Annotated in this window: 22 protein-coding genes; 8 read left to right on the top strand and 14 right to left on the bottom strand. The window is 71.2% G+C overall.

Features of this window, described 5'->3' with window-relative positions; genetic code table 11:
• The first annotated feature begins 48 nt into the window (after positions 1-48).
• From JMF97_RS02555 to JMF97_RS02540, 4 genes are read left to right on the top strand one after another with little or no spacing between them, the layout of a single operon-like run.
• Positions 49-849, top strand: a complete 801-nt coding sequence (locus JMF97_RS02555) for an ABC transporter permease (protein WP_238358504.1) — start codon at positions 49-51, stop codon at positions 847-849.
• On the top strand, positions 846-1,694 hold the full coding sequence (locus tag JMF97_RS02550; protein WP_203220029.1) for an ABC transporter permease: 849 nt from the start codon (positions 846-848) through the stop codon (positions 1,692-1,694). Before JMF97_RS02555 ends, JMF97_RS02550 begins: the two co-directional genes overlap by 4 nt.
• A complete protein-coding gene (locus tag JMF97_RS02545; RefSeq protein WP_203220028.1) occupies positions 1,687-2,499 on the top strand; it encodes an ABC transporter ATP-binding protein in 813 nt (270 codons plus the stop codon). The genes JMF97_RS02550 and JMF97_RS02545 overlap by 8 nt, the downstream gene beginning before the upstream one ends.
• 41 nt (positions 2,500-2,540) lie before the next feature.
• On the top strand, positions 2,541-3,428 hold the full coding sequence (locus tag JMF97_RS02540) for a PaaX family transcriptional regulator (protein ID WP_203220027.1): 888 nt from the start codon (positions 2,541-2,543) through the stop codon (positions 3,426-3,428).
• On the opposite strand, the gene JMF97_RS02535 is transcribed toward JMF97_RS02540, so the two are convergent.
• From JMF97_RS02535 to JMF97_RS02520, 4 genes are all read right to left on the bottom strand, one after another.
• On the bottom strand, positions 3,352-4,878 hold the full coding sequence (locus JMF97_RS02535) for an acyl-CoA synthetase (RefSeq protein ID WP_238358503.1): 1,527 nt from the start codon (positions 4,876-4,878) through the stop codon (positions 3,352-3,354). The two genes, JMF97_RS02540 and JMF97_RS02535, sit on opposite strands and share 77 nt — an antisense overlap.
• A gap of 83 nt (positions 4,879-4,961) precedes the next feature.
• Positions 4,962-5,414: a MaoC family dehydratase gene (locus tag JMF97_RS02530; protein ID WP_203220025.1), complete on the bottom strand. Its 453-nt coding sequence runs from the start codon at positions 5,412-5,414 to the stop codon at positions 4,962-4,964.
• A gap of 17 nt (positions 5,415-5,431) precedes the next feature.
• Positions 5,432-6,313, bottom strand: a complete 882-nt coding sequence (locus JMF97_RS02525) for an amidohydrolase family protein (protein WP_203220024.1) — start codon at positions 6,311-6,313, stop codon at positions 5,432-5,434.
• A 38-nt stretch (positions 6,314-6,351) separates the two neighbouring features.
• On the bottom strand, positions 6,352-7,281 hold the full coding sequence (locus JMF97_RS02520) for an SDR family oxidoreductase (protein WP_203220023.1): 930 nt from the start codon (positions 7,279-7,281) through the stop codon (positions 6,352-6,354).
• Between the two features lie 85 nt (positions 7,282-7,366).
• On the opposite strand from JMF97_RS02520, the gene JMF97_RS02515 reads away from it, so the two are divergent.
• A complete protein-coding gene (locus JMF97_RS02515; RefSeq protein ID WP_013731954.1) occupies positions 7,367-7,834 on the top strand; it encodes a MarR family winged helix-turn-helix transcriptional regulator in 468 nt (155 codons plus the stop codon).
• Positions 7,835-7,896: 62 nt separating this feature from the next.
• Here JMF97_RS02515 and JMF97_RS02510 read toward each other — a convergent pair whose 3' ends face one another.
• The 6 genes from JMF97_RS02510 to JMF97_RS02485 form a co-directional block, all read right to left on the bottom strand.
• A complete protein-coding gene (locus JMF97_RS02510) occupies positions 7,897-10,365 on the bottom strand; it encodes a DUF6351 family protein (protein WP_203220022.1) in 2,469 nt (822 codons plus the stop codon).
• Positions 10,366-10,471: 106 nt separating this feature from the next.
• A complete protein-coding gene (locus JMF97_RS02505; RefSeq protein WP_203220021.1) occupies positions 10,472-11,374 on the bottom strand; it encodes a PaaX family transcriptional regulator in 903 nt (300 codons plus the stop codon).
• Between the two features lie 9 nt (positions 11,375-11,383).
• Complete coding sequence (locus JMF97_RS02500) at positions 11,384-12,181, bottom strand: IclR family transcriptional regulator (protein ID WP_203220020.1); 798 nt, start codon at positions 12,179-12,181, stop codon at positions 11,384-11,386.
• Between the two features lie 30 nt (positions 12,182-12,211).
• Positions 12,212-13,153, bottom strand: a complete 942-nt coding sequence (locus tag JMF97_RS02495; protein ID WP_203220019.1) for a PDR/VanB family oxidoreductase — start codon at positions 13,151-13,153, stop codon at positions 12,212-12,214.
• The gene (locus tag JMF97_RS02490; RefSeq protein ID WP_203220018.1) at positions 13,150-13,368 is read right to left on the bottom strand and encodes a hypothetical protein; all 219 of its coding nucleotides are present in this window, start codon (positions 13,366-13,368) and stop codon (positions 13,150-13,152) included. The genes JMF97_RS02495 and JMF97_RS02490 overlap by 4 nt, the downstream gene beginning before the upstream one ends.
• Positions 13,365-14,408, bottom strand: coding sequence for a Rieske 2Fe-2S domain-containing protein (locus JMF97_RS02485; RefSeq protein ID WP_203220017.1), 1,044 nt, complete (start codon positions 14,406-14,408; stop codon positions 13,365-13,367). Before JMF97_RS02485 ends, JMF97_RS02490 begins: the two co-directional genes overlap by 4 nt.
• 168 nt (positions 14,409-14,576) lie before the next feature.
• Here JMF97_RS02485 and JMF97_RS02480 point away from each other — a divergent pair, with 168 nt between their 5' ends.
• Both JMF97_RS02480 and JMF97_RS32295 read left to right on the top strand, forming a co-directional pair.
• Positions 14,577-16,217 (top strand): sigma-70 family RNA polymerase sigma factor, encoded by a 1,641-nt coding sequence (locus JMF97_RS02480; protein ID WP_238358502.1) that lies wholly within the window; start codon positions 14,577-14,579, stop codon positions 16,215-16,217.
• 199 nt (positions 16,218-16,416) lie between these two features.
• A complete protein-coding gene (locus JMF97_RS32295; RefSeq protein ID WP_412101322.1) occupies positions 16,417-16,800 on the top strand; it encodes a hypothetical protein in 384 nt (127 codons plus the stop codon).
• Here JMF97_RS32295 and JMF97_RS02470 read toward each other — a convergent pair.
• The 3 genes from JMF97_RS02470 to JMF97_RS02460 form a co-directional block, all read right to left on the bottom strand.
• Positions 16,759-17,586 (bottom strand): DUF72 domain-containing protein, encoded by an 828-nt coding sequence (locus tag JMF97_RS02470; protein WP_203220299.1) that lies wholly within the window; start codon positions 17,584-17,586, stop codon positions 16,759-16,761. The genes JMF97_RS32295 and JMF97_RS02470 overlap by 42 nt on opposite strands.
• A gap of 100 nt (positions 17,587-17,686) precedes the next feature.
• Positions 17,687-18,433, bottom strand: coding sequence for a hypothetical protein (locus JMF97_RS02465; RefSeq protein ID WP_203220016.1), 747 nt, complete (start codon positions 18,431-18,433; stop codon positions 17,687-17,689).
• Positions 18,434-18,552: 119 nt separating this feature from the next.
• Complete coding sequence (locus JMF97_RS02460; protein ID WP_203220015.1) at positions 18,553-19,800, bottom strand: glycoside hydrolase family 16 protein; 1,248 nt, start codon at positions 19,798-19,800, stop codon at positions 18,553-18,555.
• A 180-nt stretch (positions 19,801-19,980) separates the two neighbouring features.
• On the opposite strand from JMF97_RS02460, the gene JMF97_RS02455 reads away from it, so the two are divergent.
• Complete coding sequence (locus JMF97_RS02455) at positions 19,981-20,694, top strand: Clp protease N-terminal domain-containing protein (RefSeq protein ID WP_203220014.1); 714 nt, start codon at positions 19,981-19,983, stop codon at positions 20,692-20,694.
• A 4-nt stretch (positions 20,695-20,698) separates the two neighbouring features.
• Here the strand turns inward: JMF97_RS02455 and JMF97_RS02450 are convergent, their stop codons facing one another.
• Positions 20,699-21,217, bottom strand: a complete 519-nt coding sequence (locus JMF97_RS02450; RefSeq protein WP_203220013.1) for a hypothetical protein — start codon at positions 21,215-21,217, stop codon at positions 20,699-20,701.
• Positions 21,218-21,246: the final 29 nt, after the last annotated feature.

The following is a 21,246-nucleotide window of genomic DNA, read 5'->3' as shown; positions in this document are numbered from 1 at the left end:
TGCCCGAGACCGGGGAGGGCGTCGCCGCCGCTTGTTCACGGGAGTGACATGGCTGTCCCATCCACCCGACGCCTGCGCGGGTTGCGCAAGGCGCTGCTGGGCCTCACCGGCCTGGCCGGATTCCTCGTCGTCTGGCAGCTGATCCCGACGCTGGGCCTGATCAACCCGCAGTACCTGCCGTACGTGACGGACGTGTTCGCGCGGCTGGCCGAGGAGTCCGTCGACCTCGCGTTCTGGCGGCGGCTGGGGTCCACCATGAAGTCCTGGGCGATCGGACTGACGGTGGCCACGCTCGCCGCCGTGGTCCTCGGCACGGTCGTCGGCCTGGTGCCGTTCCTCCGACGCGCCACGCACACGATGATCGAGTTCCTGCGGCCGATCCCGTCGGTGGCGTTGATCCCGCTGGCCGTGCTGATGTTCGGCATCCAGATGCAGGCCGCCCTGGTCATCATCATCTACGCATCGTTCTGGCAGGTGTTCGTGCAGGTGATCTACGGGGTGGCCGACGTCGACACGGTCGCCCGGGACACCGCCCGCAGCTTCGGGCTGACCCGCCGCGAACAGTTGACCCACCTGGTGTTGCCGACGGCCCTGCCGTACCTGATGACCGGGGTACGGCTCGCCGCGGCGGTCGCCCTCATCCTGGCCATCACCGCGGAGATGGTGATCGGCAACCCCGGCCTCGGGCGGATGATCGAGCTGTCCCGCTCCGCCGGGGACTCCGTCGGCCTGTACGCCTTCGTGGTGGTCACCGGCCTGCTCGGCCTCGCGGTCAACCTGGTCTTCCGGTTCGTCGAGCGGCGCACGTTGTCCTGGCACGAGTCGATCCGAGGGGAGCAGACCCGGTGATCAAGCGCCCTGACCGGATCGCCGTCGCCGAGCGCACGGCCGGGCCCGACGTCGCGCGTCGGCCGGGGGTCGGCTCCCGGATCGCGGCGAGTCTCGGCTACTCGCTCGGGCTGCCGATGCTGCTGCTGGTGGTCTGGGGACTGCTCGCCACGAGGTCGACGAACCGGTTCTTCCCCGACCCGCTGACCATCTTCGAAGCCTTCGTGGACACCTGGGTCGGGCCCGCGTTCATCGAGGACGTGCTGCCCAGCCTGTACCGCCTCGGCCTCGGCATCACCGCCTCGATCGTGGTCGGCATCGCCGCCGGCACCATCATCGGCCTGGTGCAGTGGCTGCGCGAACTGCTCGAACCGCTGCTGGAGTTCTTCCGGGCCATCCCACCGCCGGTGCTGATCCCGGTGGTGATGCTGCTGCTCGGCATCACCGACACCATGAAGGTCGTGGTCATCGTCTCCGGCGCGGTCTGGCCGATCCTGCTGAACACCATCGAGGGCGTACGGGCCACCGACAGCGTGATGACCGAGACCGCCGACTCGTTCCAGGTCACCTGGTGGGAGCGGCTCTGGTTCCTGGTGCTGCCGGCGGCCAGCCCACGCATCATGGCCGGGGTCCGGCAGGGCCTGTCGGTCGCGCTCATCCTGATGGTGATCTCGGAGATGTTCGCCTCGTCCGCCGGGCTCGGCTACCGCATCGCCTACTTCCAGCGCAACTACCTCATCGCCGAGATGTGGAGCGGAATCCTCCTGCTCGGTCTCGTCGGCGTCTTCCTCGCCGTCGTCTTCGGAATCGTCGAGCGGCGCGTGCTGCGCTGGTACCACGGACTCAGGGAGGTCAACCGTGCCTGACCGGAGCACCCTGCTGCGGGTGGAGCATCTGCGCAAGGTCTACGAATCGGCCACCGGCAACGTCGAGGCGATCGGGGACATCAGCTTCACGATGAACGCCGGCGAACTGGTCTGCATCGTCGGGCCGTCCGGTTGTGGCAAGACCACGCTGCTGAAGTGCCTGGCCGGTCTGCTGCGCCCGACCAGCGGCGTGGTGGAGATGGACGGCGCACCGGTGACCGGGCCGAGCCCGGCCATGGCGGTGGTGTTCCAGGAGTACGGCCGCAGCCTCTACCCGTGGCTGACCGTACGCGGAAACGTCGAACTGCCGTTGCGGCACAAGAAGCTCAGCCGCGCCCAGCGGGAGAAGCTGGTCACCGACGCGCTCGTCGCGGTGGGGCTGGACCATGCCGCCCGCAGCCATCCGTGGCAGCTCTCCGGGGGCATGCAGCAACGGGTGGCGATCGCACGGGCCATCGCGTACCAGCCCGAAGTCATGATCATGGATGAGCCGTTCGCGGCGGTCGACGCGCAGACCCGGGCGGACCTGGAGGACCTCGTCCGCGAGCTGCACACCAGCCGCAACATGTCGATCCTCTTCGTCACCCACGACATCGACGAGTCGGTTTACCTGGGAGAACGGGTTCTAGTATTGTCCAAGTCGCCGACCTGGGTTCAAGAGGATCTCGCGATCGATCTGCCGCCTGCGCGTGATCAGATCACCACCCGCGCCCTGCCCCGGTTCACCGAGCTGCGGACCCACGTCTACGACCAGATCCAGCGGGCCAAGCGTGGCAAGACTGTCGACGCGCAACCGGCGCGGTGACCGCTGCGGCCGCCACGACGGATTCGCCGAAAGGGAGGGCTGTGCGTAGCCGTCAGCCGAAGCAACTGCTGCTCGCCTTCTTCGGTGAGCATGTGGTCGACGCCGCCACCGGGCCGATCCGGGCCAGTGCCCTGATCAGCGTGCTGGAGCCGGCCGGCGTCGCCGCGCCGGCCACCCGCGCGACCCTCGACCGCCTGGTCGGCAGCGGCATCCTCGCCCGCACCAGGAACGGTCGGGAGACGCTGTTCTCGCTGACCGAGCACGGCGCGGCGGTGCTGCGCGAGGCGACGGACCGGGTCCGTGGCCCTCGGCCGTTCGACCCGCAGGGCAACGGGTGGACCCTTGTCACCTTCTCCATCCCCGAGGGCCAGCGGATGCTGCGGCACCGGCTGCGCTCGACCCTGACCTGGGAGGGGTTCGCGCCGATCCGGGACGGGCTGTGGCTCGCGCCCGGGGAGGTCGACCTCGCCGGGTCGTTGGAGCCGTTACGGCAGGATCTGCCACCGCACACCGTCATGGCGTTCCATGCCCGGGAGCTGGACGGCTTCCCGATCGCTGAGAGCGTGCGCGCCGCCTGGGACATCGAGGCGATCCGGCGTGAACATCTGGGCTTCATCGAGGTGTGGGACGACCCCGCCGCGGTGGCGCTGGCACCGAGCGCGCTGACCGTACGCACGATGCTGGTGGCGGACTGGCTGGCGTTGCTGCGCGCCGATCCCCGGCTGCCGGCCGAGTTCATGGACGAGCAGTGGCCGGCCACCCGGTCGGCGGAGACCTACCGTCGGATGCACGAGAAGTTGGCCGAGGCGTCCGCCGCGGAGTTCGCCGAACTCGTCGCCGCCCGCACCCCGGTCAGACGCCGAAACGGGCGCGCAGGTCCGCCTTCCGCACCTTCCCCGACGCCGTCCGCGGCAACTCGTCCACGATGATGACGTTCTTCGGCAGCTTGTAGCGCGCGAGGCGACCGTCGAGGTACGCCCGTACGGCCTCGACGTCCACCGCCGCGCCGTCGCGTACCGTCACGATCGCCCACGGCACCTCGCCCCACCGTTCGTCGGGCACACCGATGACCGCCGCCGCGGTCACCCCCTCCAACTCGCCGAGCAGTTGCTCGATCTCGGCGGGGTAGATGTTCTCCCCACCGGAGATGATCATGTCTTTGAGGCGGCCGGAGATGTGCAGGTAGCCGTCGGAGTCCAGGTAGCCGAGGTCACCGGAGCGGAACCATCCGTCCGGGGTGAACGCGTCGGCGGTCGCCTCAGGCAGCCCGTGGTAGCCGGGGAAGACGTTCGGCCCGGCGATCTCGATCTCGCCGACGCTGCCGGTGGGCGCCGGCTCCCCGCTCACGTCGGTGATCCGTACCTCGGTGAAGAAGTGCGGCAGCCCGACGCTGCCCTGCTTGGCGCGGGTCATGTGCGGCGGCAGCGAGGTGGCGCCCGGTGACGCCTCGGTCATCCCGTAACCCTGGGAGAACGACAACCCCCGCGCCTCGTACGCGTTGAGGATGCGCGGCGGCACCGCCGAACCCCCGCAGGTCAGCTTCGCCAGCGTGGACAGGTCGGTCGAGCCCCAGTTCGGATGGTCGGCCATCAGCTGATACGTGGTGGGCACCCCGCTGAGCATGGTGACGCCGTGCCGTTCGATCTGGGCCAGCGCACGCCCCGGCTCGAAGCCCTTCTCCAGCACCATCGTGGCGCCCTTGAGGATGACCGGCAGGGCGCCCATGCCCAGCGAGGCGACGTGGAACAGCGGCGAGATCATCAGTGCTACGTCGGTCGAGACGACGTCGTAGTCGACCACGCAGTTGATGGCGACCCAGGTCAGGTTGCCGTGCGTCAGCACCGCGCCCTTGGCCCGGCCGGTGGTGCCGGAGGTGTAGACGATCGCCGCCGGGTCCCCGTGATCGGTGGCGACGGGACCGGCGGCCTCGGCGGTTGCGGTGCGGGCCAGTCGCGCCAGCCCCGGCCGGTCCGTGTCGCCGTCGCCGGTGACCACCACGCGCGGCGTTCGCGCGGCCGGCACGGCCGCGGCCACCCGCGACGCGAACTCGGGGTCGTGGATGAGCACCCGGGCACCGGAGTCGTCCAGGACGTGGGCGATCTCCGGCGCCGCGAGCCGGGTGTTGACCGGGACGAAGACGGCCCCCAGCTGCGCCGCGCCGAACATCACCTGGAGGAACTCGGGGCTGTTCTCACCCAGGTACGCGACCGCGTCTCCCTTGCCGACGCCCTGGTCGCGCAGCACGGCGGCGACCCGGTCGGTGGCGTCGGCAAGCTGGGCGTACGTCAACGTCGAGCCCTCGCCGTGGACGAGGGCGACCTTGTCGGGGGACTTGAGTCGACGCTTGGCCATCCAGACGCCGATTCCGTGCTGGTGCATCATCAGTCTCCTGGTGGTGGAGGTGGTGTGCTCACCCGGCCCGGCTGACCCCCCGCTCGGGCGTGAAGCCGGTCAGCGCCGGCTCAGGCGTAGAAGCGGTACAGCCCCCGGGCGACGACCGCCGGCTTGGTGCCGCCGTCGATCTCGATGGTCTGGTCGACGGCGATCTGGTAGCCGCCCCGGACCTCGGTGACCTCGGCGATGGTGGCCCGCATGCGCACCCGCGAACCGACCGTGACCGGTGCCGGGAAGCGCACCTTGTCCAGGCCGTAATTCACCTTCGTGGTCACCCCCTTGACCTCCAGCAGCTCGGTCCAGAAGGGAACGGCCAGCGAGAGGGTGAGGAAGCCGTGCGCGATCGGCGCGCCGAACGGACCGCTCTTCGCCCGCTCCGGGTCGACGTGGATCCACTGGTGGTCGTCGGTGGCGTCGGCGAAGAGGTTCACCTGGTCCTGGGTGACCGTCCGGTACTCGGTGTATCCGAGGTCGGTGCCGGCGAGGTCGGCGAGCTGGTCGTAGGCGATGGTGGTCGTCATGGCGGTTCCTCTCGTCGTCACCGGGCAAGGCGCAGCAGTCGGGCCGCGTTGTCCTTGAGGATGCCCGGAAGCACGTCGGGCTTGAGGTCGGTGGCCGCCACATCGCGCAGCCAGCGGTCGGGGGTGATCAGTGGATAGTCGGTGCCGAAGAGCACCCGGTGCTTGAGCATCGAGTTGGCGTAGCGCACCAACTCGGCCGGGAAGTACTTCGGGCTCCAGCCGGACAGGTCGATCCAGGTGTTGTGCTTGTGGGTGGCAACCGACAGCGCTTCGTCCTGCCACGGCACCGACGGGTGGGCCATGATGATCTGCAGGTCCGGGAAGTCGGCGGCGATCGGGTCGAGCAGCATCGGGTTGGACAGCCCCAGCCGCAGACCGTAGCCGCCCGGCGTGCCCGCGCCGATGCCTGTCTGTCCGGTGTGGAAGATGGCGGGCAGACCGGCGCGCTCGATCAGCGCCCACAGCGGCGCGTACGTCTCGTGGCTCGGGTCGAAACCCTGCACCGTGGGGTGGAACTTGAAACCGCGTACGCCCTCGTCGGAGATCAGTCGGGCGGCGAGTTCGAGGGCCGCTTCGCCGGTACGCGGATCTACCGAGCCGAAGGGGATCAGCACGTCGGCGTGCTCGGCCGCGGCGCGGGCGATGTCGGCGCTGGACAACGGCGGGTGCTTGAGCTGCGTACGGGCGTCGACGGTGAAGACGACGGCGGCCATGTTGCGCTCGCGGTAGTACTGCGCCACCGCGTCGACGGCCGGTCGCGGCCCGTCGGTGCGGAAGTACTTCGACACCGCCGCCACCAGTGGCTCGGGCAGCGAGGCGTGACCGTGGTCGTCGACCTCGATGTGGACGTGCATGTCGATTGCCGTGACGGCGTCGAGGTCGATCGCGGGCTGGTACATGAGGGGCACCTTCGTCGGGCGGGGTGGCGTCAGGCAGGTCAGGAGGCCGCGGGCTTGAACTCCTCGGGGAGTTCGGGGAAGCGTTCGCCGACGCTCTGCAGAGCGGTGGCGAACTCGGTCGGCCAGGCCTGCACCAGCGCCTCGTAGCTCCAGCCGCCCTCGTGGTAGGCGGTCAGCGCCGCCTCCGGGTGGGTCCAGATCTGCAGGCGGTCGCCGCCGACGCCGATCACCTGGCCGGTCACCCCGGCCGCCGCGTCGGAGCCGAGGAAGGCGATCAGCCCGGCCACGTCGTCGGCGGTGCCGAAGCCGAGGTCGTGGCGGAAGAACGCGGGCATCGGCTCGCCGTTCGCCTCGGCCTGCACGGCGGCGGCGAAGTAGGGCACTGTCGCGGTCATCGCGGTCGCCGCCACCGGTACGACGGTGTTGGCGGTGATGCCGGCCCGCTTGAGCTCCAGCGCCCAGGTGCGGACCATGCCCACGATGCCCGCCTTGGCGGCCGCGTAGTTGGTCTGGCCGAAGGTGCCCCGCTGCCCGGTGGGCGAGCCGATGCAGATGATCCGGCCGCCCTCGCCGGCCTGCCGCATGTGCAGCACCGCCTCGCGCACCGTGGTGAAGGTGCCGCGCAGGTGCACGTTGATCACCGTGTCGAAGTCGTCGTCGCTCATCTTCCACAGCACGGTGTCGCGCAGCACGCCCGCGTTGGTGACCAGGATGTCGAGTCGCCCGAACTCCTCGACCGCGGCGGTGACCAGTTGCTTCGCCGTCTCGGTGGGGCCGACCGGTGCGGTCACCGCGACGGCCCGCCCGCCGGAGGCCTGGATCGCCGCGACCGCGTCGGCCGTGACGGCGGCGTCGACGTCGTTGACCACGACGGACGCCCCCCGGTGGGCCAGCTCCTTGGCGTAGGCGAGACCGAGACCCCGACCGGATCCGGTGACGATCGCGACTTTGCCGTCCAGTGGTGACATAGAGGTGCTCCTTTGCGTCCAGGCCGATCTGAGCACGAATCGTTGAAAAAGTCAATTATTTGTGAAGCTTGCTACCATCGTCGTCATGTCCCCTATCGGAAAGACCCGGCCGACCGGACGCGACCGGCTGCGGGACAGCGTGCTCGCCGGGGACCTGAGCTTCCTGCTGGCCCGCGCCAACGCCCTCACCCTCGCCGCGGCCAACGCGGCGCTGGCCGAACACGGGCTCAAGGCCCGCTCCTACTCCGTGCTGGCGCTCGCTGCCGACGACGTCCGTCCCACCCAGCGGGAACTTGCCGAGTTCCTGCGGCTGGATCCGAGTCAGGTCGTGGCGCTCGTCGACGGGCTGGAGAAACGGCAGCTCGTCGAGCGGCAGACCGACCCCGCCGACCGCCGCGCGAACGTCCTCGTCGCCACCGACGCCGGTCGGGCCCTGTTCGCTCAGGCCCAGGAATCCGCGCGGGCCGTGGAACTGGGTCTGCTGGCCGCCGTCACGCCGCAGGACCATGAGCGGCTGGCCCAACTGCTGCGGCTGCTGGCCTTCCCCGACTGACGCCGCGACCGGGCGGCACCTGCGATGGCACCGCCCGGTCCCGGTCCTCAGCCGTGCGGCCGCTAGACGGCGCAGTCGACGGCCGCGTGTCCGCGGATCACCGCGGTCGTCACCGCCTCGCCGTCGAGCGACCCGGTGACGCGGACCGTCGCCGTGCCCGTCGGCAGGGCCACCACCCGCGTGGCGAACTGCTGGAAGGCGTTGCCGCCCGGCGCCACGCCCGCGAACGAACGCTCGCCGTACGCGGTCTCCAGCGCGATGTCCACCGGCGCGACGTGGTCGTTGCGCGCCTGCACCGCCACGTACGCCCGGCCGGCGATGCACCGGGCCTGCACGGTCACCGTCACCGGCAGCACCGGTCGCACCTGGGGCTCGGGGGACCAGCGGATCCAGGTGTCGGCCAGCGGCACCTGACCCACGCCGGGCTTCGACCAGTCACAGACGCCGCCGGGGAAGACCGCCTGGAGGCGCTGCCACTGCTCGTCGGTGAAGCTCACCCCGTACGACTCCCGGTTCAGGGGCGTGAGCTGACACTTGAGCACGGCGGAGGTGGTCGGCCCACCGGCGACCACACGCGGGTTGCGGTGCAACGGGAACAGCTGGTTGCACTGGGCCGCCGGGTCCAGGGTCAGCGCCTCGGTGATCCGGTCACCGTTGGCCGCGATGCAGCCGTCGGCCAGGCCCTCGGGCCGGGACAGCCGGGTCAACGTCACGTCGTCCAGCTCCGGCTGCGCCGCGGCCAGCGCGGTCCGGGCGGTCAGCCAGGTCTCCATACCCTCCAGGGCGAGGGTCGAGGCGGTGTTGGCGGCAGCGCCCGGTGCGGCGGTGATGCTGATGTGGTTGTCGGCGTTGCCGTTGGCCGCGACGATCCGCTCCCGCATCGTCCAGGACCGGAACCGGTCGTGGAAGTCGCCGGACGGGTCGGTGTAGCCCCGGGTCTCGATGATCGGCGTCCAGCGCAGACCACCGTCGAACTGGTTGACCCGGCCGGTCTCGTACGCCACCTTGATCGCGTCGACGTCCGCCGAGGTGCGCTGCGGGGTGCGGTTGCCCTGGACGTCGAGACCGCCGATGCCCTCGTTGAGCCGGACGAACTGCTCCGGGGTGATCGTGCCCGCCTGGAGCGTCTGGAGGCCGTACTGCACGCCGACGGTGTCCGGGATGATCGGGCGACCGAAGCCGGTGGCCGGGTCGACGCCGTACACGTTGGAGATGAAGTCGGCCATCGCGCACCGCAGGCCGGTCGGGTTGGTGACCGGGTGGTACCGCTGCGCCGCCGGGACGTGGCTCGGGCAGTTGGCGGGCCAGTCGACACCGTCGAAGAACTGGTAGCCGAAGCAGGTGTTCGGGCTGGCGAAGCCGGTCACCGCGGTGTGCTGCGCGGTGGACAGCCCGGCGGCGGAGGCGGCCTGGCTGATGAAGCGGCACTCGTGACCGCTGACGGTCGTGGAGCGCTCGTCCGGGTAGCCGATCTGGCCGATCACGCCGTCGATGATGCCGGGGTACGCGTTGGAGATCAGCAACTGCTGCATGGTGCCGGCCGAGCCGCCCCAGCCCATGGTGAAGGCGGGCACCCCGTACGTCTCGATGAAGTGTTCCTTGACCATCATCGCGGTCTCGGCGGAGGTCACGTCGTTGCAGTTGTTGGCGAACACGTTGAACGTGGAGCTGGCCACCGCGTAGCCCCGGCTGAGCAGGCCGTGGTCCAGCACCCCGCCGGTGCTGGTGGCCTGGGTGTAGCCGATGCCGCAGGCGCCGCCGAAGGTGTAGACCAGTCGCTCGTTCCAGCCGTCGGTGGCCGTCCACGGGTCGGGCAGGGCGGTGCCCGGCTGGTGCAGCAGCGCGATCTCGTAGACCGCCCGGTTGATGGTGCCCCGCTCGATGCGTACGACGTACGGCACGGTGCGGCCGTCGATGGTGGTGGTCGTGGCCACGTTGCCGGGCAGCGGGCCGTCGGGCAGGGCGGCGAAGCTGCCGGCGGTGGTGCGGTACTGGTACGTCACCCGGGGTGCCGCCACGTGACAGTTCTCGTCGACCGGCCCGAGGTTCCAGGGGCTGCCGGAGGCGGTGCAGAACAGCGGGATGTGTGGGCCGGAGAAGACCGGGCCCTGCGCCGGGTGGTTGACGAGCGTCACGTCGGCCGTGGGACGGCCCTGCCCGTTGCCGTTGGACCGGATCTGGAGGGTGTTGTCGCCCAGCGCCAGGTCGTCGACGAGGCCGAGCAGCGTACGGCCGTCGCCGATCGGGCGGAACTGGCTGGTCAGGTTGCGGCCGTCGAGGTGAACCCTCACCTGGTGCGGTGGAATGTTGCGGGGCACGTCGATGCGGACCAGGGCGTCCCCGCCGCTGACCAGGTCGGCGCGGGTGGAGACGACCTCCACGTCGAAGGTGCGGTCGACGCCCGCCTGGGGCGGCGGTGCGGCCAGGGCGGGCACCGCGGGGCCGCCGACCAGTGTGCTGGCGACGATCGCGGTCAGGGCGAGTTTCCAGGGTCGTTGCGGTGATTTCTCCCGGGATCGATGTGAGTGCATAGCAGGGCCCCTTTCAGCCGGGAACGGGCGGCTGGACCTCCTGGTCACATGTGCACGGGGAACCTAATGCGAATTCTGATCGCGCGTCAACGAATCTGCAATGTATCTACTTCAGACGCGACTTCGCGCTGTCTGCCGCGTGCTCGGGAGTCTGCACGAGTTCCTCGAAACGCTGCTGCGCCGGTCGGGCCAACGCCGCGGAGATCTCCAGGAACATCGCCCGCGCCCGGGCGCGGGGGAAGGAGGCGGGCAAGAACCTGGCCGGCAGGTCGGGGTCCTCACCCACCAGCGCCCGCCAGTCGTTGACCATCTCGGTACGCCGCACGAGCGCCTGCGCGGGCGACACCTCGCCCGCGGCGGCCGGCCAGACCAGATCCCGGTGACGCTCCAGAAAGGACTGGTAGCCGGCGGCCAGCTCGTCGATCCGCCACGCCGCCTCGAGCCGGGTCCGGCCACCGGGCAGCAGGTCCAGGTCGGTGGCGCGCAACACCACCGCATCACTGACGTCGAGTTCGCTCAACTGCTCGCGTACCTCGTCGAAGCGGTCGTGCGGGGTGACCCAGGTGCCGTCGTACAACGGCGAGAAGGTCAACCAGCGCAGCCGGGCCCGCAGCAGCCGACGTTGGTTCGCGTCGTCCAGCGGCAGGGTGAACGCGATCAGGGTCCACCTGCCGTCCCAGCTGCTCTCGTCGGTGCTGGCGAAGATGCGTCGGCCCCCGCGCCGCAGGATCTGGGCCGCCGACTCGGTCAACCGGTAGCTGGTCCGTCGGCCCTCCTTGGTCCGCTCCAGTACCCCGCGCTGGGTCAGCCGGCTGAGCGTCGCGCGGGCGTTGGCCGGCGCGATGTCGAATTCGGCAAGCACCGCGACCAGGCCACCGGAGGGCAGCGGCGCGTGCCCGGCGCGCCAGTAGTCCCCGAGCAACGTCACCAGCAGCCGTTGCGCCCGCGCCCGCCCGACCGCCGCCGCGCCGTCCGTGGGCGGCTCCAGCGCATGATGAAGGTCGGACATCCGGATAAATTACTGCGTCTCGGGGCGCGACGGCGACGGCACCCGACCGGGTGACCGACGGTACGAGGTGCCCAGCGCCCGGGACAGCACCCGGCCGGCGGCCTGCACCAGCGGCGCCAGCGCCAGCGGGTCTGCGCGGTCGTGGGCCACCACCAGCGAGATGGCGGCCACCACACCGTCGGATCCCCGGATGGGCGCGGCGACCGAGAGCGCGTCCATGGTGACCTGGCGGTCGCTGACCGCGTACCCGACCCGACGCACCTCGGCCAGGCACCGGCGCAACCGTCTCGGGTCGGTGATGGTCAGCTCGGTGTAGCGCTCCAGCGGTGCGGCCAGCACCTGCTCCTGGACCTCGGCCGGCGCGTAGGCGAGCAGGACCAGCCCGACCCCGGTGGCGTGCAGCGCGAACCGGCCGCCGACCCGGGTGAGCACGGGCACCGCGTGCCGCCCGGCGATCCGCTCGATGAAGACGAGTTCCAGGCCCTGCCGGACGGCGAGCTGGACGTTCTCGTGGGTCACCTCGTAGAGGTCCTCCATGATCGGCAGGGCCAGCTCCCGCAACCCCAGACCCCGAGGCGCGAGGGAACCCACCTCCCACAGCCGCAGGCCGATGCGGTACCGCCCGTCGTCGCCGCGCTCCAGCGCGCCCCAGGCGACCAGCTCCGCCGCGCGGCGGTGCGCGGTGGGCAGCGGCAGCCCGGCGCGGCGGGCCAGCTCGGTCAGGGTCAACGCCGGGGTGGCGGGGGTGAACGCGTCCAGCAGCGCCAGCACCTTGCTGGTGACCGACCGGCCGGGCTGCGCGTCCACCCCGCCATCATCCCGCCTGCGCCGGGCGCGTCACAGCTCCAGCACGAGCCGGGGCGTACGGGCCCGGGACACGCAGATCATCATGGTGTCCCCGGCGGCCCGTTCCTCCTCGGTGAGCAGACTGTCCCGGTGGTCCGGCACCCCGGCCAGCACGGTGGTCTCGCAGGTGCCGCAGGTGCCCTCCCGGCAGGACGAGAGCACCTGCACGCCGGCCTCCTCGACCGCCTGGAGGATCGGCGTACCGGGCGGCACCGTCAGCGTCCGGCCGGAGATGGAGAGTTCCACCTCGACGGTCGTGTCGACGCCGCCGTCGGCGGATACCGGGGTGAACCGCTCGACGTGCAGGCAGCCGGGCGGCCAGCCGTGACAGTGCTGCTCCACCGCCGCGATCAGCGCCTCCGGGCCACAGCAGTAGACCAGCATCCCGGCCTCCGGGCGGCCGAGCAGTCCCGGCAGGTCGAGCAGGCCGGTCTCGTCCTGCGGGCACAGGGTCACCCGGTCGCCGTACTTCTCCCGCAGCGCGTCGGCGAAGGCCATGGTGGCGCGGCTGCGTCCGCCGTACACCAGTCGCCAGTCGGTGCCGGCGGCGTCGGCGGCGGCGACCATCGGGCTGATCGGGGTGATGCCGACGCCCCCGGCGATGAAGAGGTACCGCGCTGCCGCGACCAGCGCGAAGTTGTTCCGGGGACCGCGCACCGTGACGGTGGCGCCGGGCGTCAGCCGGTCGTGCACCTGCCGCGAGCCGCCGCGCCCGTCCGGCTCGCGCTGCACCGCGATCCGCAGCCCGGACCGGTCCGCCGGGTCGCCGCAGAGCGAGTACTGGCGGACCAGGTCCGGGCCGAGCAGCAGATCCAGGTGTGCGCCCGGAGTCCACTGCGGAACGTCACCGCCGTCGGGGCGGCCCAGGGTGAGCGCGACGACGTCGCGGGCCACCTGCTCCCGGGCGGTCACCACCAGGTCGAACTCGGTCACGCCGGCACCGCCGTCCGGGTCGGCACCTCGGGCGCGGGCGGGGCGGGGGAGCGGTGGCCCTGCGGGTGGGCGAGCAGCCACTCCCACAGCTCCACCGGTTCCTCGGCGACCCGCTCGGCCCCGCAGTGGCAGACTCCGCGCAGGATGTCGGTGCCCGGCATCCAGTGGATCCGGTAGACCCGGTCACCGGTGAGCATGCCGACCGACCCGCTCACCGGGTCGCCTCCACCCTCCCCGCATCGACCAGGCGGGCCAGCAGCCGCCGGGCGGCCAGGCCGCCGGTGTCGATGTTGATGCTCAGCTCCTGGTACTTCTCCGGCTCGGCGGCGATCACCTGCTCCAGGATGTTGAGCGCGGTCACGTCCTGCATGACCACCGTGTGGTTGCTCTGGTGCAGGTACTCACTCACCGACTCGTCGTCGATGGCGAAGTCCCGCGCCACCGCCCAGAAGTCGTACGTGGTGTGCTCGGTCGACGGGGTGATGGCGTACACGATCTCGGCGTGGAACGCCTCGGTGTCCTCGCCCTGCGCCGGTGGGTAGACGCCCTGCGGGGCGATCCGGCTGTGCAGCAGGTAGAGGCACGGCGGGTGGTACTCGATGTCCTGCCAGCGGGTGATCCGGCCCTGGATGCCTGTGGAACGCGCGTAGAAGGGCGGGCACTCGGCGTCGTCCATGTGCCGGCTGACGTAGACGATGCCGCGCTCGTCGTCCACCTCCGTGGTGATCGGGGTGTTCGCCACCTCGGGCGTGCCGATGTAGCCGCCGTGCAGGTAGGTCTCGTGGGACAGGTCCATCAGGTTGTCCACCAGCAGGCCGTACCGCGCGTTCAGCGGCGCCATCCCGCGGACCACCGCGTAGCGCGGGTCGGTCAGCCAGGGAGCGCGGGGGATGGTGGTCGGATCGGCCCGGTCCCGGTCGCCGATGAACACCCAGATGAAGGAGTCCTGCTCCACCACCGGGTACGCCGCCACCCGGGCGGTACGCGGAATGCGCTGCTGACCCGGCACGAAGACGCAGGAGCCGGTCTGGTCGTAGGTGAAGCCGTGGTATCCACAGACGATGGTGTCGCCGTCGAGCCGGCTCTCCGACAACGGGTAGCGCCGGTGCACACACCGGTCGGCCAGTGCCACCGCCTCCCCGGCACCCGTGCGGTACAGCACCAACGGCTCACCCAGCACCGTACGGGCCAGCAACTCCCGCCCGACCTCGCTGCCGTAGGCCGCCACGTACCACTGGTCACGTGCGAACGCCATGGGGACCTCCTCCTGAGACGAACCAGCCGGATCATCCCGTGACCCACGCGTGATCGGGACCACAGCTTTCACTGAATGAAAGCCGAGGATGACTCGATCATCGGGGCGGTTCTGGTTAGGGTGTGACGTCGTGCTCGGCGGAAGACTCCACATTGGGGCGGGTGCTGGATGACGATCACTGCGAATGACGTGGCACTCGTCACCGCGGCGCGGTCGGGCGACAGATCGGCGCGTGAGCAGCTCATCGCCGCGCATCTGCCGCTGCTCTACAACATCGTCGGTCGGGCCCTGCACGGTCACGCCGACATCGACGACGTGGTGCAGGAGACCCTGGTCCGGGTGATCCGTGACCTGCCCGCGTTGCGCGCCCCGGAGAGCTTCCGGTCCTGGCTGGTCGCGATCGCGGTACGGCAGATCGCCAGCCACCGCCAGCGGGTGCGCACCGCCACCCACCGGGCCAGCGCCGTCGACCCTGCCGACCTGCTGGCCGCCGGTGGCGACGTCGCGGACGAGGCGATTCTGCGGCTGCACCTGACCGACCAGCGCCGTCAGGTCGTCGAGGCGAGCCGCTGGCTCGACCCCGCGCACCGCCCGATGCTGGCCCTGTGGTGGCAGGAGTGCGCCGGCCAGTTGACCCGCCAGGAGGTGGCAGCCGCCTGTGACACCCGGGTCGCGCACGTCGGCGTACGCCTGCAACGGATGCGCGAACAACTCGAACTGAGCCGTGGCATCGTCGCGGCACTCGCCGCGCAGCCGCGCTGCGCCGGGCTGGCCAGCGCCGTCGACGGCTGGGACGGCGCGCCCACGCCGGTGTGGCGCAAGCGGATCGCCCGGCACACCCGCGCCTGCCCGACCTGCTCGACGTGCACCGGGGACCAGGTGCCGACCGAGCGGTTGCTGCTGGGCATCGCGCCGCTGGCGGTGCCGGCCGGGCTCGTCGCCGCGCTCGCCGCCAAGGGACTGCTGACCACGACCGCCACGACCACCGTGGCCACGCCGACGCTGGTGGCGGCCTCCACCGCGACGACCACCAACGGCGGTACGCCCGCTCTGCTGTTCGGCAAGATCTCCCAGGTGGTCGGTGCCCACCCGATGGCGGGCCTGGCCGCCGGCGCGGTCCTGCTCGCCGGTGCGGTGGCGGTCGTGGTGCAGTCCGGGGCGACGCCGACCCCACCGGCCATCGCGGCACCCACCCCGGTGGCGCCCGCAGCGGGGAGCATCGCGCCGTCGCCCACGACTTCCCCGGCCCAGCCGTCCCTGGCCCGGCGGTCCCCGGTCCCGTCGGCGCCGGTCGCACCACCACCGGCGCCACCCGCGCCACCGCCGTCGTCGGCCGCGCCGCCGTCGAGCCGGCCGGCCATCGCACCGGGCACCATCGGTGTGGGCGTCTGGTCACTGGAGTCGGCAAGGAAGGCCGGCCGATACCTCAGCCACGACGGCAAGTACGCCACCCTCGGCACGGTCGACGGGTCCAGCCCGAAATCGGCCCGGCAGCGAGCCACCTTCGCCGTCCAACGCGGGCTGGCCGACCCGAACTGCGTCACCCTGCTCGCCACCGACGGACGCTACCTGCGGCACTGGGGGATGCAGGTGCAGCTCAGCCCCGAGGAGAACTCGACGATTTTCCGCGAGGACGCGACCTTCTGCCCCGAACCGGGAGCAGGCAGCGGATCGGTGACCCTGCGGTCGTACAACTACCCGTCGCACGTGGTGCACCACCGCGACGGGGGTTTCTGGCTGGACGTTACCGACGGCAGCTCGGCCTTCGCGGCCGACGGTTCGTTCGTCGTACGCGATCCCTGGGCCTGACCCGATTTCCGTTATCCACGGGTCGGTCACGCAGTCTCCCACTGTGTGAGGTGTCGTCGGTCACGCGTGGACGTCCCGGAGTGGACGTGTCAGTTCCGTCCCCCGGGAAACGAACTCCGGGGGTGGGGCGGTCGTGGCTGAGCACATCGAGCAGCCGCCCCCGCCGCTGCCGGCCACCGAACCCGCGGAACATCCACCGATGCGCCCGCTGTGGTTGTGTCGCCGGTGCGGTCAACCATGGCCGTGCACGCAGGCCAAGCTCGCCCTGCTCGCCGACTACGCCGGCAACCCGGTCAGCCTGCGCCTCTACCTGGCCGGCTGCCTGTGCGACGCCATCGACGATCTGCACCGGCTCAGCCCCAGCGTCACCGGCAGCGCCGTCGACATGTTCGACCGCTTCCTGGGCTGGCCGGGCCAGCTCGCCCGCGCCTACCGGGTGACCCGCCGCTCCGGTGGCGGTCCGGGGCGGTCCGGCGACGCTTCGCCGGGTGGCCGGTCGCTGCCGGTGCCGCCACCGGCGGTCAGCGGGCGCACGGAGCGTTCAGAAGAGGGTTGTGGGCTCGACCGGGATCGGCCTCGGTAGGGGCGCCAGGTCGGGTAGGCGGGCGCGTACCTCGTCGTGGAAGCGGCGGGCGAGCGTCGGCGCCTGCGCGTTGTCCGGGGTGTGGATGAAGACGGTCGGTGAACGTCCCTCGCGCAGCCAGCCGACGGTGATGTCGACCCAGCGCTGCCACCCGTCGACCGTACGGTCCGGGTCGTCACGGCCGAGATAGCGCACGATCGGCCGGTCGGTCAGCGCCTCCGTACGCAGCGGGGTGCGGGGCTTCTTCACCCAGGCGTCCCGCTCGGCGTCGCTGGTCGGCGGGCTGGCGAAGAACGCGGTGGTGTCGAACGGCACCCACTCGGCACCGGCCCGGGCGAGCACCTCCGCCAGCCCTCGCGCCGCCCGGGCGTCGGTGAAGAACTCGGGATGGCGTACCTCGACGGCGCACCGGTGGCTGCTCGGCATCCGGCGCAGGAAGCGGGCCAGAGTTGGCACGTCCGTCGGCGCGAACGACTGGGGGAGTTGCACCCAGAGCGCGTGGGCGCGGGGGCCCAGCGGCTCGATCGCGTCCAGGAAGGCGCGCATCGGCTCGGTGACGTCGGTGAGTCGACGGTCGTGGGTCACCACCTTCGGCAGCTTCGGCACGAATCGGAAGCTCGCGTCGGTCTGCCGCGCCCAGGAGGCCACGGTGTCCCGTGCCGGGGTCGCGTAGAAGGTGGTGTTGCCCTCGACGGCGTCGCACCAGCCGGCGTAGTGCCGCAGCCGTTCCTCGGCCGGCAGCGGATGCGCCAGCAGCCGGCCCTGCCACGCCTTGTGTGTCCACATGGCACAGCCGACGTGCAGCCGCATCCGGGCGACCTCCCCTCACTCGCCGGCGAGCCTACCCACCGAGGCGACGAAGTCGAGGATGCGCCGGCTCACGAGCTCAGCGGCCGGCGTCGGCGCGTTCGACGGAGAGGTGGGACACCCCGGAGGTTGCGTCGATGTCGTAGCGGTCGGTCGCCGCCTCCCACTGCGGGGCGGTGAACGTGCTGCCGCCGGCCACCCCGGAGTGGGTGGTGCCGTCGATGGTGACCGAGCCGGCGCCACCGCCCGCGCGCACCTGGACCGGCGCATCGGTGCCGAGGCGTACGACGACCTGGCTGGCGCCGCCGCCCAGCACGACGCGTTGGGTGCCGGTGGGCGCGGGCAACGTCAACTCGATCCGGTTCGCGCCCGCGGTGAACTCGACCCCGTTCACCCGGCCGTCGCTCAGATCGAGGTGCTGCTCCTTGGCCCCGCCGTCGAGCCGGATGTGCCAGCGTACCGACTCGCGCAGCACCACCTCGACGATCGCCGGACCGTCCTTGCCGGTGCCGCGCAGGCTGGTCATCAGGGTGTCGTCGGTGCGCGAGACGGCCGGCCGGACGCTGGCGTCGCGCGGGGTGGACACCCGGTAGGCGTCCTCGCCCAGGTCGGCGGTGCGCACCCGGATCACGTCGGCGCCGTCGAGCAGGACGAAGGTGGCCTCCTGGAGATCGTCGGCGGCGCCGGTGACGACGTGCCCGGCTCGCCCGTCGCCGCGTACCGTCACCCAGGTCCAACTGGCGACCAGCACCACCACCACGAGCACCAGCACACCACCGAGCCACCACCAGAGCTGTCGCCCGCCGCTCGTCTGCGCGTCGTCCATCTCGCCTCCCGCACCTCGGTGACTGTTGCGGGCTACTACCCACCGCGCCCGTCACCGACGCTTACGTACCGGGGCGCACCATCGTTCGACGACGATGCGCCCCCGGCGAGGGTGCCTGCTCAGGCCCGCGACCATTTCTGGTTGGCGGCGCCGGTGCAGTCCCACAGTTGCAGTCGGCCGCTGTTGGCGGGGTTGTTGTCCCGGACGTCGACGCAGCGGTTCGCGTTGAGGTTGACCAGGTCTCCGGCGGCGTTGAGGGTGAAGCGTTGGGCCGGGTTGCCGTTGCAGGTGACCAGGTTGACCTCGGTGCCGTTGGCGGTGCCGGCCCAGGCCGGGTCCATGCACTTGCCCATCGCGCGGATGGTGCCGTCGGCGGCGAAGGTCCACGCCTGGGCGGCGGTGGTGTTGCAGTCCCAGATCTGCAGCGGCGCGCCGTCGTACGGGTTGGCGCTGGGGATGTCGATGCAGCGACCGCTCTGCTGGCCGCGGATGCGGGTGGTGCCGGTGTTGCCGTCCGGGACGTAGCCGTGGACGCGGACGTAGTCGACGAGCATCTGCTGCGGGAACTGGGTGCTGCCGTCCGGGTAGCCGGGCCAGTTACCGCCCACCGCCACGTTGAGGATCATGAAGAAGGGGTGGTCGTAGACCCAGCGGTTGCCGCCGAGGCGGCTCGGGTCGACCCGGAAGAACTCCTGGCCGTCGAGGTACCAGCGGATGATGTTCGGTTCCCAGTCGACCCGGTAGGTGTGGAAGGCGTCGGCCAGCGGCTGCCCGATGGTGCGGCTGCCGGTGATCCCGCCGCCGCCGGAGTAGCCCGGCCCGTGGATGGTGCCGTGCACGGTGTTGGGCTCCCGGCCGACGTTCTCCATGATGTCGATCTCGCCCGAGGCCGGCCAGCCGACGGTGCCGAAGTCGCTGCCGAGCATCCAGAACGCGGGCCAGATGCCCTGCCCCCGGGGGATCTTGATGCGGGCCTCGAACCGGCCGTACGCCTGGTTGAAGGTGGCCGCGGTCAGCAGCCGCGCCGAGGTGTACTCGCACCGGCCGTAGTGGCACTGGTAGTTGGCCGGGTTCTCCCGCCGGGCGGTGATGACCAGGTTGCCCTGCCCGTCGTGCACGGCGTTGCTGGTGCTGTTGGTGTAGTACTGCCGTTCGTTGTTGCCCCAGCCGTGGCCGCCGATGTCGAAGCGCCACTTGGACTGGTCGACCGGGGTGCCGGCCGGGGCGTTGAACTCGTCCTGCCAGGTGAGCCCGCCGATGGCGGCGGCGGCCGGTGCGGCGTTCACGGGTACGACGAGTGTGCTGGCGACGAGGGCCGCGACCAGGACGGCGGCCGGCCGTCGGAGCCTGCGGGAGATGACGGACATGGCTGATCTCCTTGAGGTGGACGGACTGAGCGGGCGCCCGGCGAGGGGGGGAGAGCGCTCTCCTTATCGCAGTCTGTCGATATGAACGAATTTAGTCAAGGTTGTTAACAGCGATCTTGCCCGGGCTTGCAGCGTCAACCTGGGGTTGACGGGAACGATGCGTCAACCTACGGTTGACGCATGACGAATCCTGTCCAGATGACCAGCACGGTCCGGCTCGACGACCTGATCCAGACCATCAAGCAGACCCACACCGATGCCCTCGACCAACTCGCCGGCGCGGTCCTGGTCGCCGATCACATCGGCGACGTGGCCGACCATCTGATCGGCCACTTCGTCGACCAGGCCCGACGCTCCGGCGCGTCGTGGACCGAGATCGGCCGCAGCATGGGGGTGAGCAAGCAGGCCGCGCAGAAGCGCTTCGTCGCCGGGACGATGGACCCGCAGGAGGGCTTCCAGCGGTTCACCCCGCGCGCCCGCAACGTGGTGGCTGCCGCGCACAACGAGGCGAAGGCCGCCGGCAGCGCCCACACCACCCCGGCGCACCTGGTGCTCGGGCTGCTCGCCGAGCCGGAGGCCCTGGCGGCGAAGGCGCTGGCCGCCGCCGGTGTGTCGGCCGAGGCGGTACGGGAGGCCGCCACCGCCGCGCTGCCACCGGCGGCCGACGAGGCGCCCGACCTGATCCCGTACGACGCAGCGGGCAAGAAGGCGCTGGAGCTGACCTTCCGGGAGGCGCTGCGGCTCGGGCACAACTACATCGGCACCGAGCACATCCTGCTGGCGCTGCTGGAGCAGGAGGACGGCGACGGAGTGCTGACCGGGCTCGGGGTGACCAAGGCCGCCACGGAGGCGAACATCGTGGCGGCCCTGGACAAGCTCCGGGTGTTCGAATAGGCGATCAGTCGGCGGTGGGGAAGCCGTACCGGGCGGCGTGCTCCGGGTCGGCCGGGTCGATCTGGCGCAGGCCGGTGTCGGCGAGGCGCTTGTTCACCTCGTCGAGGTGCTCGCGCACCAGCCGGGCCTCCTCCTCGGTGACCCGTCCCCGGTGCGGCTTGCCCGCGTGCTCGATGGTGCCGTAGTCGATCTTCTCGGTGGCCCGCCGCGCCTTGGGCGGGCGTACCCGCTCGGCGGTCTTGAGCAGCTGGGCCATCGGCATGTCGGTGGCCATCGCGTCGAACTCGCTCGCGGTCAGCACCACCCGGCGCGGCTCGCCGTGGCCGTGCCGGTCATGGATCTCGACCACCGCCACGTCCAGCGCGGCGTCGTCGAGGCTCTCCACCTCCACCGGTGTCGCGTCCAGCTGCACGGGCCCGGCCACCAGGTCAGGGTGCTCGAGGACGACGACGCGGACCGCCTCGTCGTCGGGGCCCAGCACCGTGCCGCTGAAGTCGGAGACGCGGATCGTCTTCTTGCCCATGGGTGCGCTAGCTCCTGTCGTAACCCGGT

It is taken from the genome of Micromonospora fiedleri (genome assembly GCF_016774385.1).
GTDB classification, from domain to species: domain Bacteria; phylum Actinomycetota; class Actinomycetes; order Mycobacteriales; family Micromonosporaceae; genus Micromonospora; species Micromonospora gifhornensis.
This window is presented reverse-complemented; position numbering and strand designations above follow the sequence as displayed.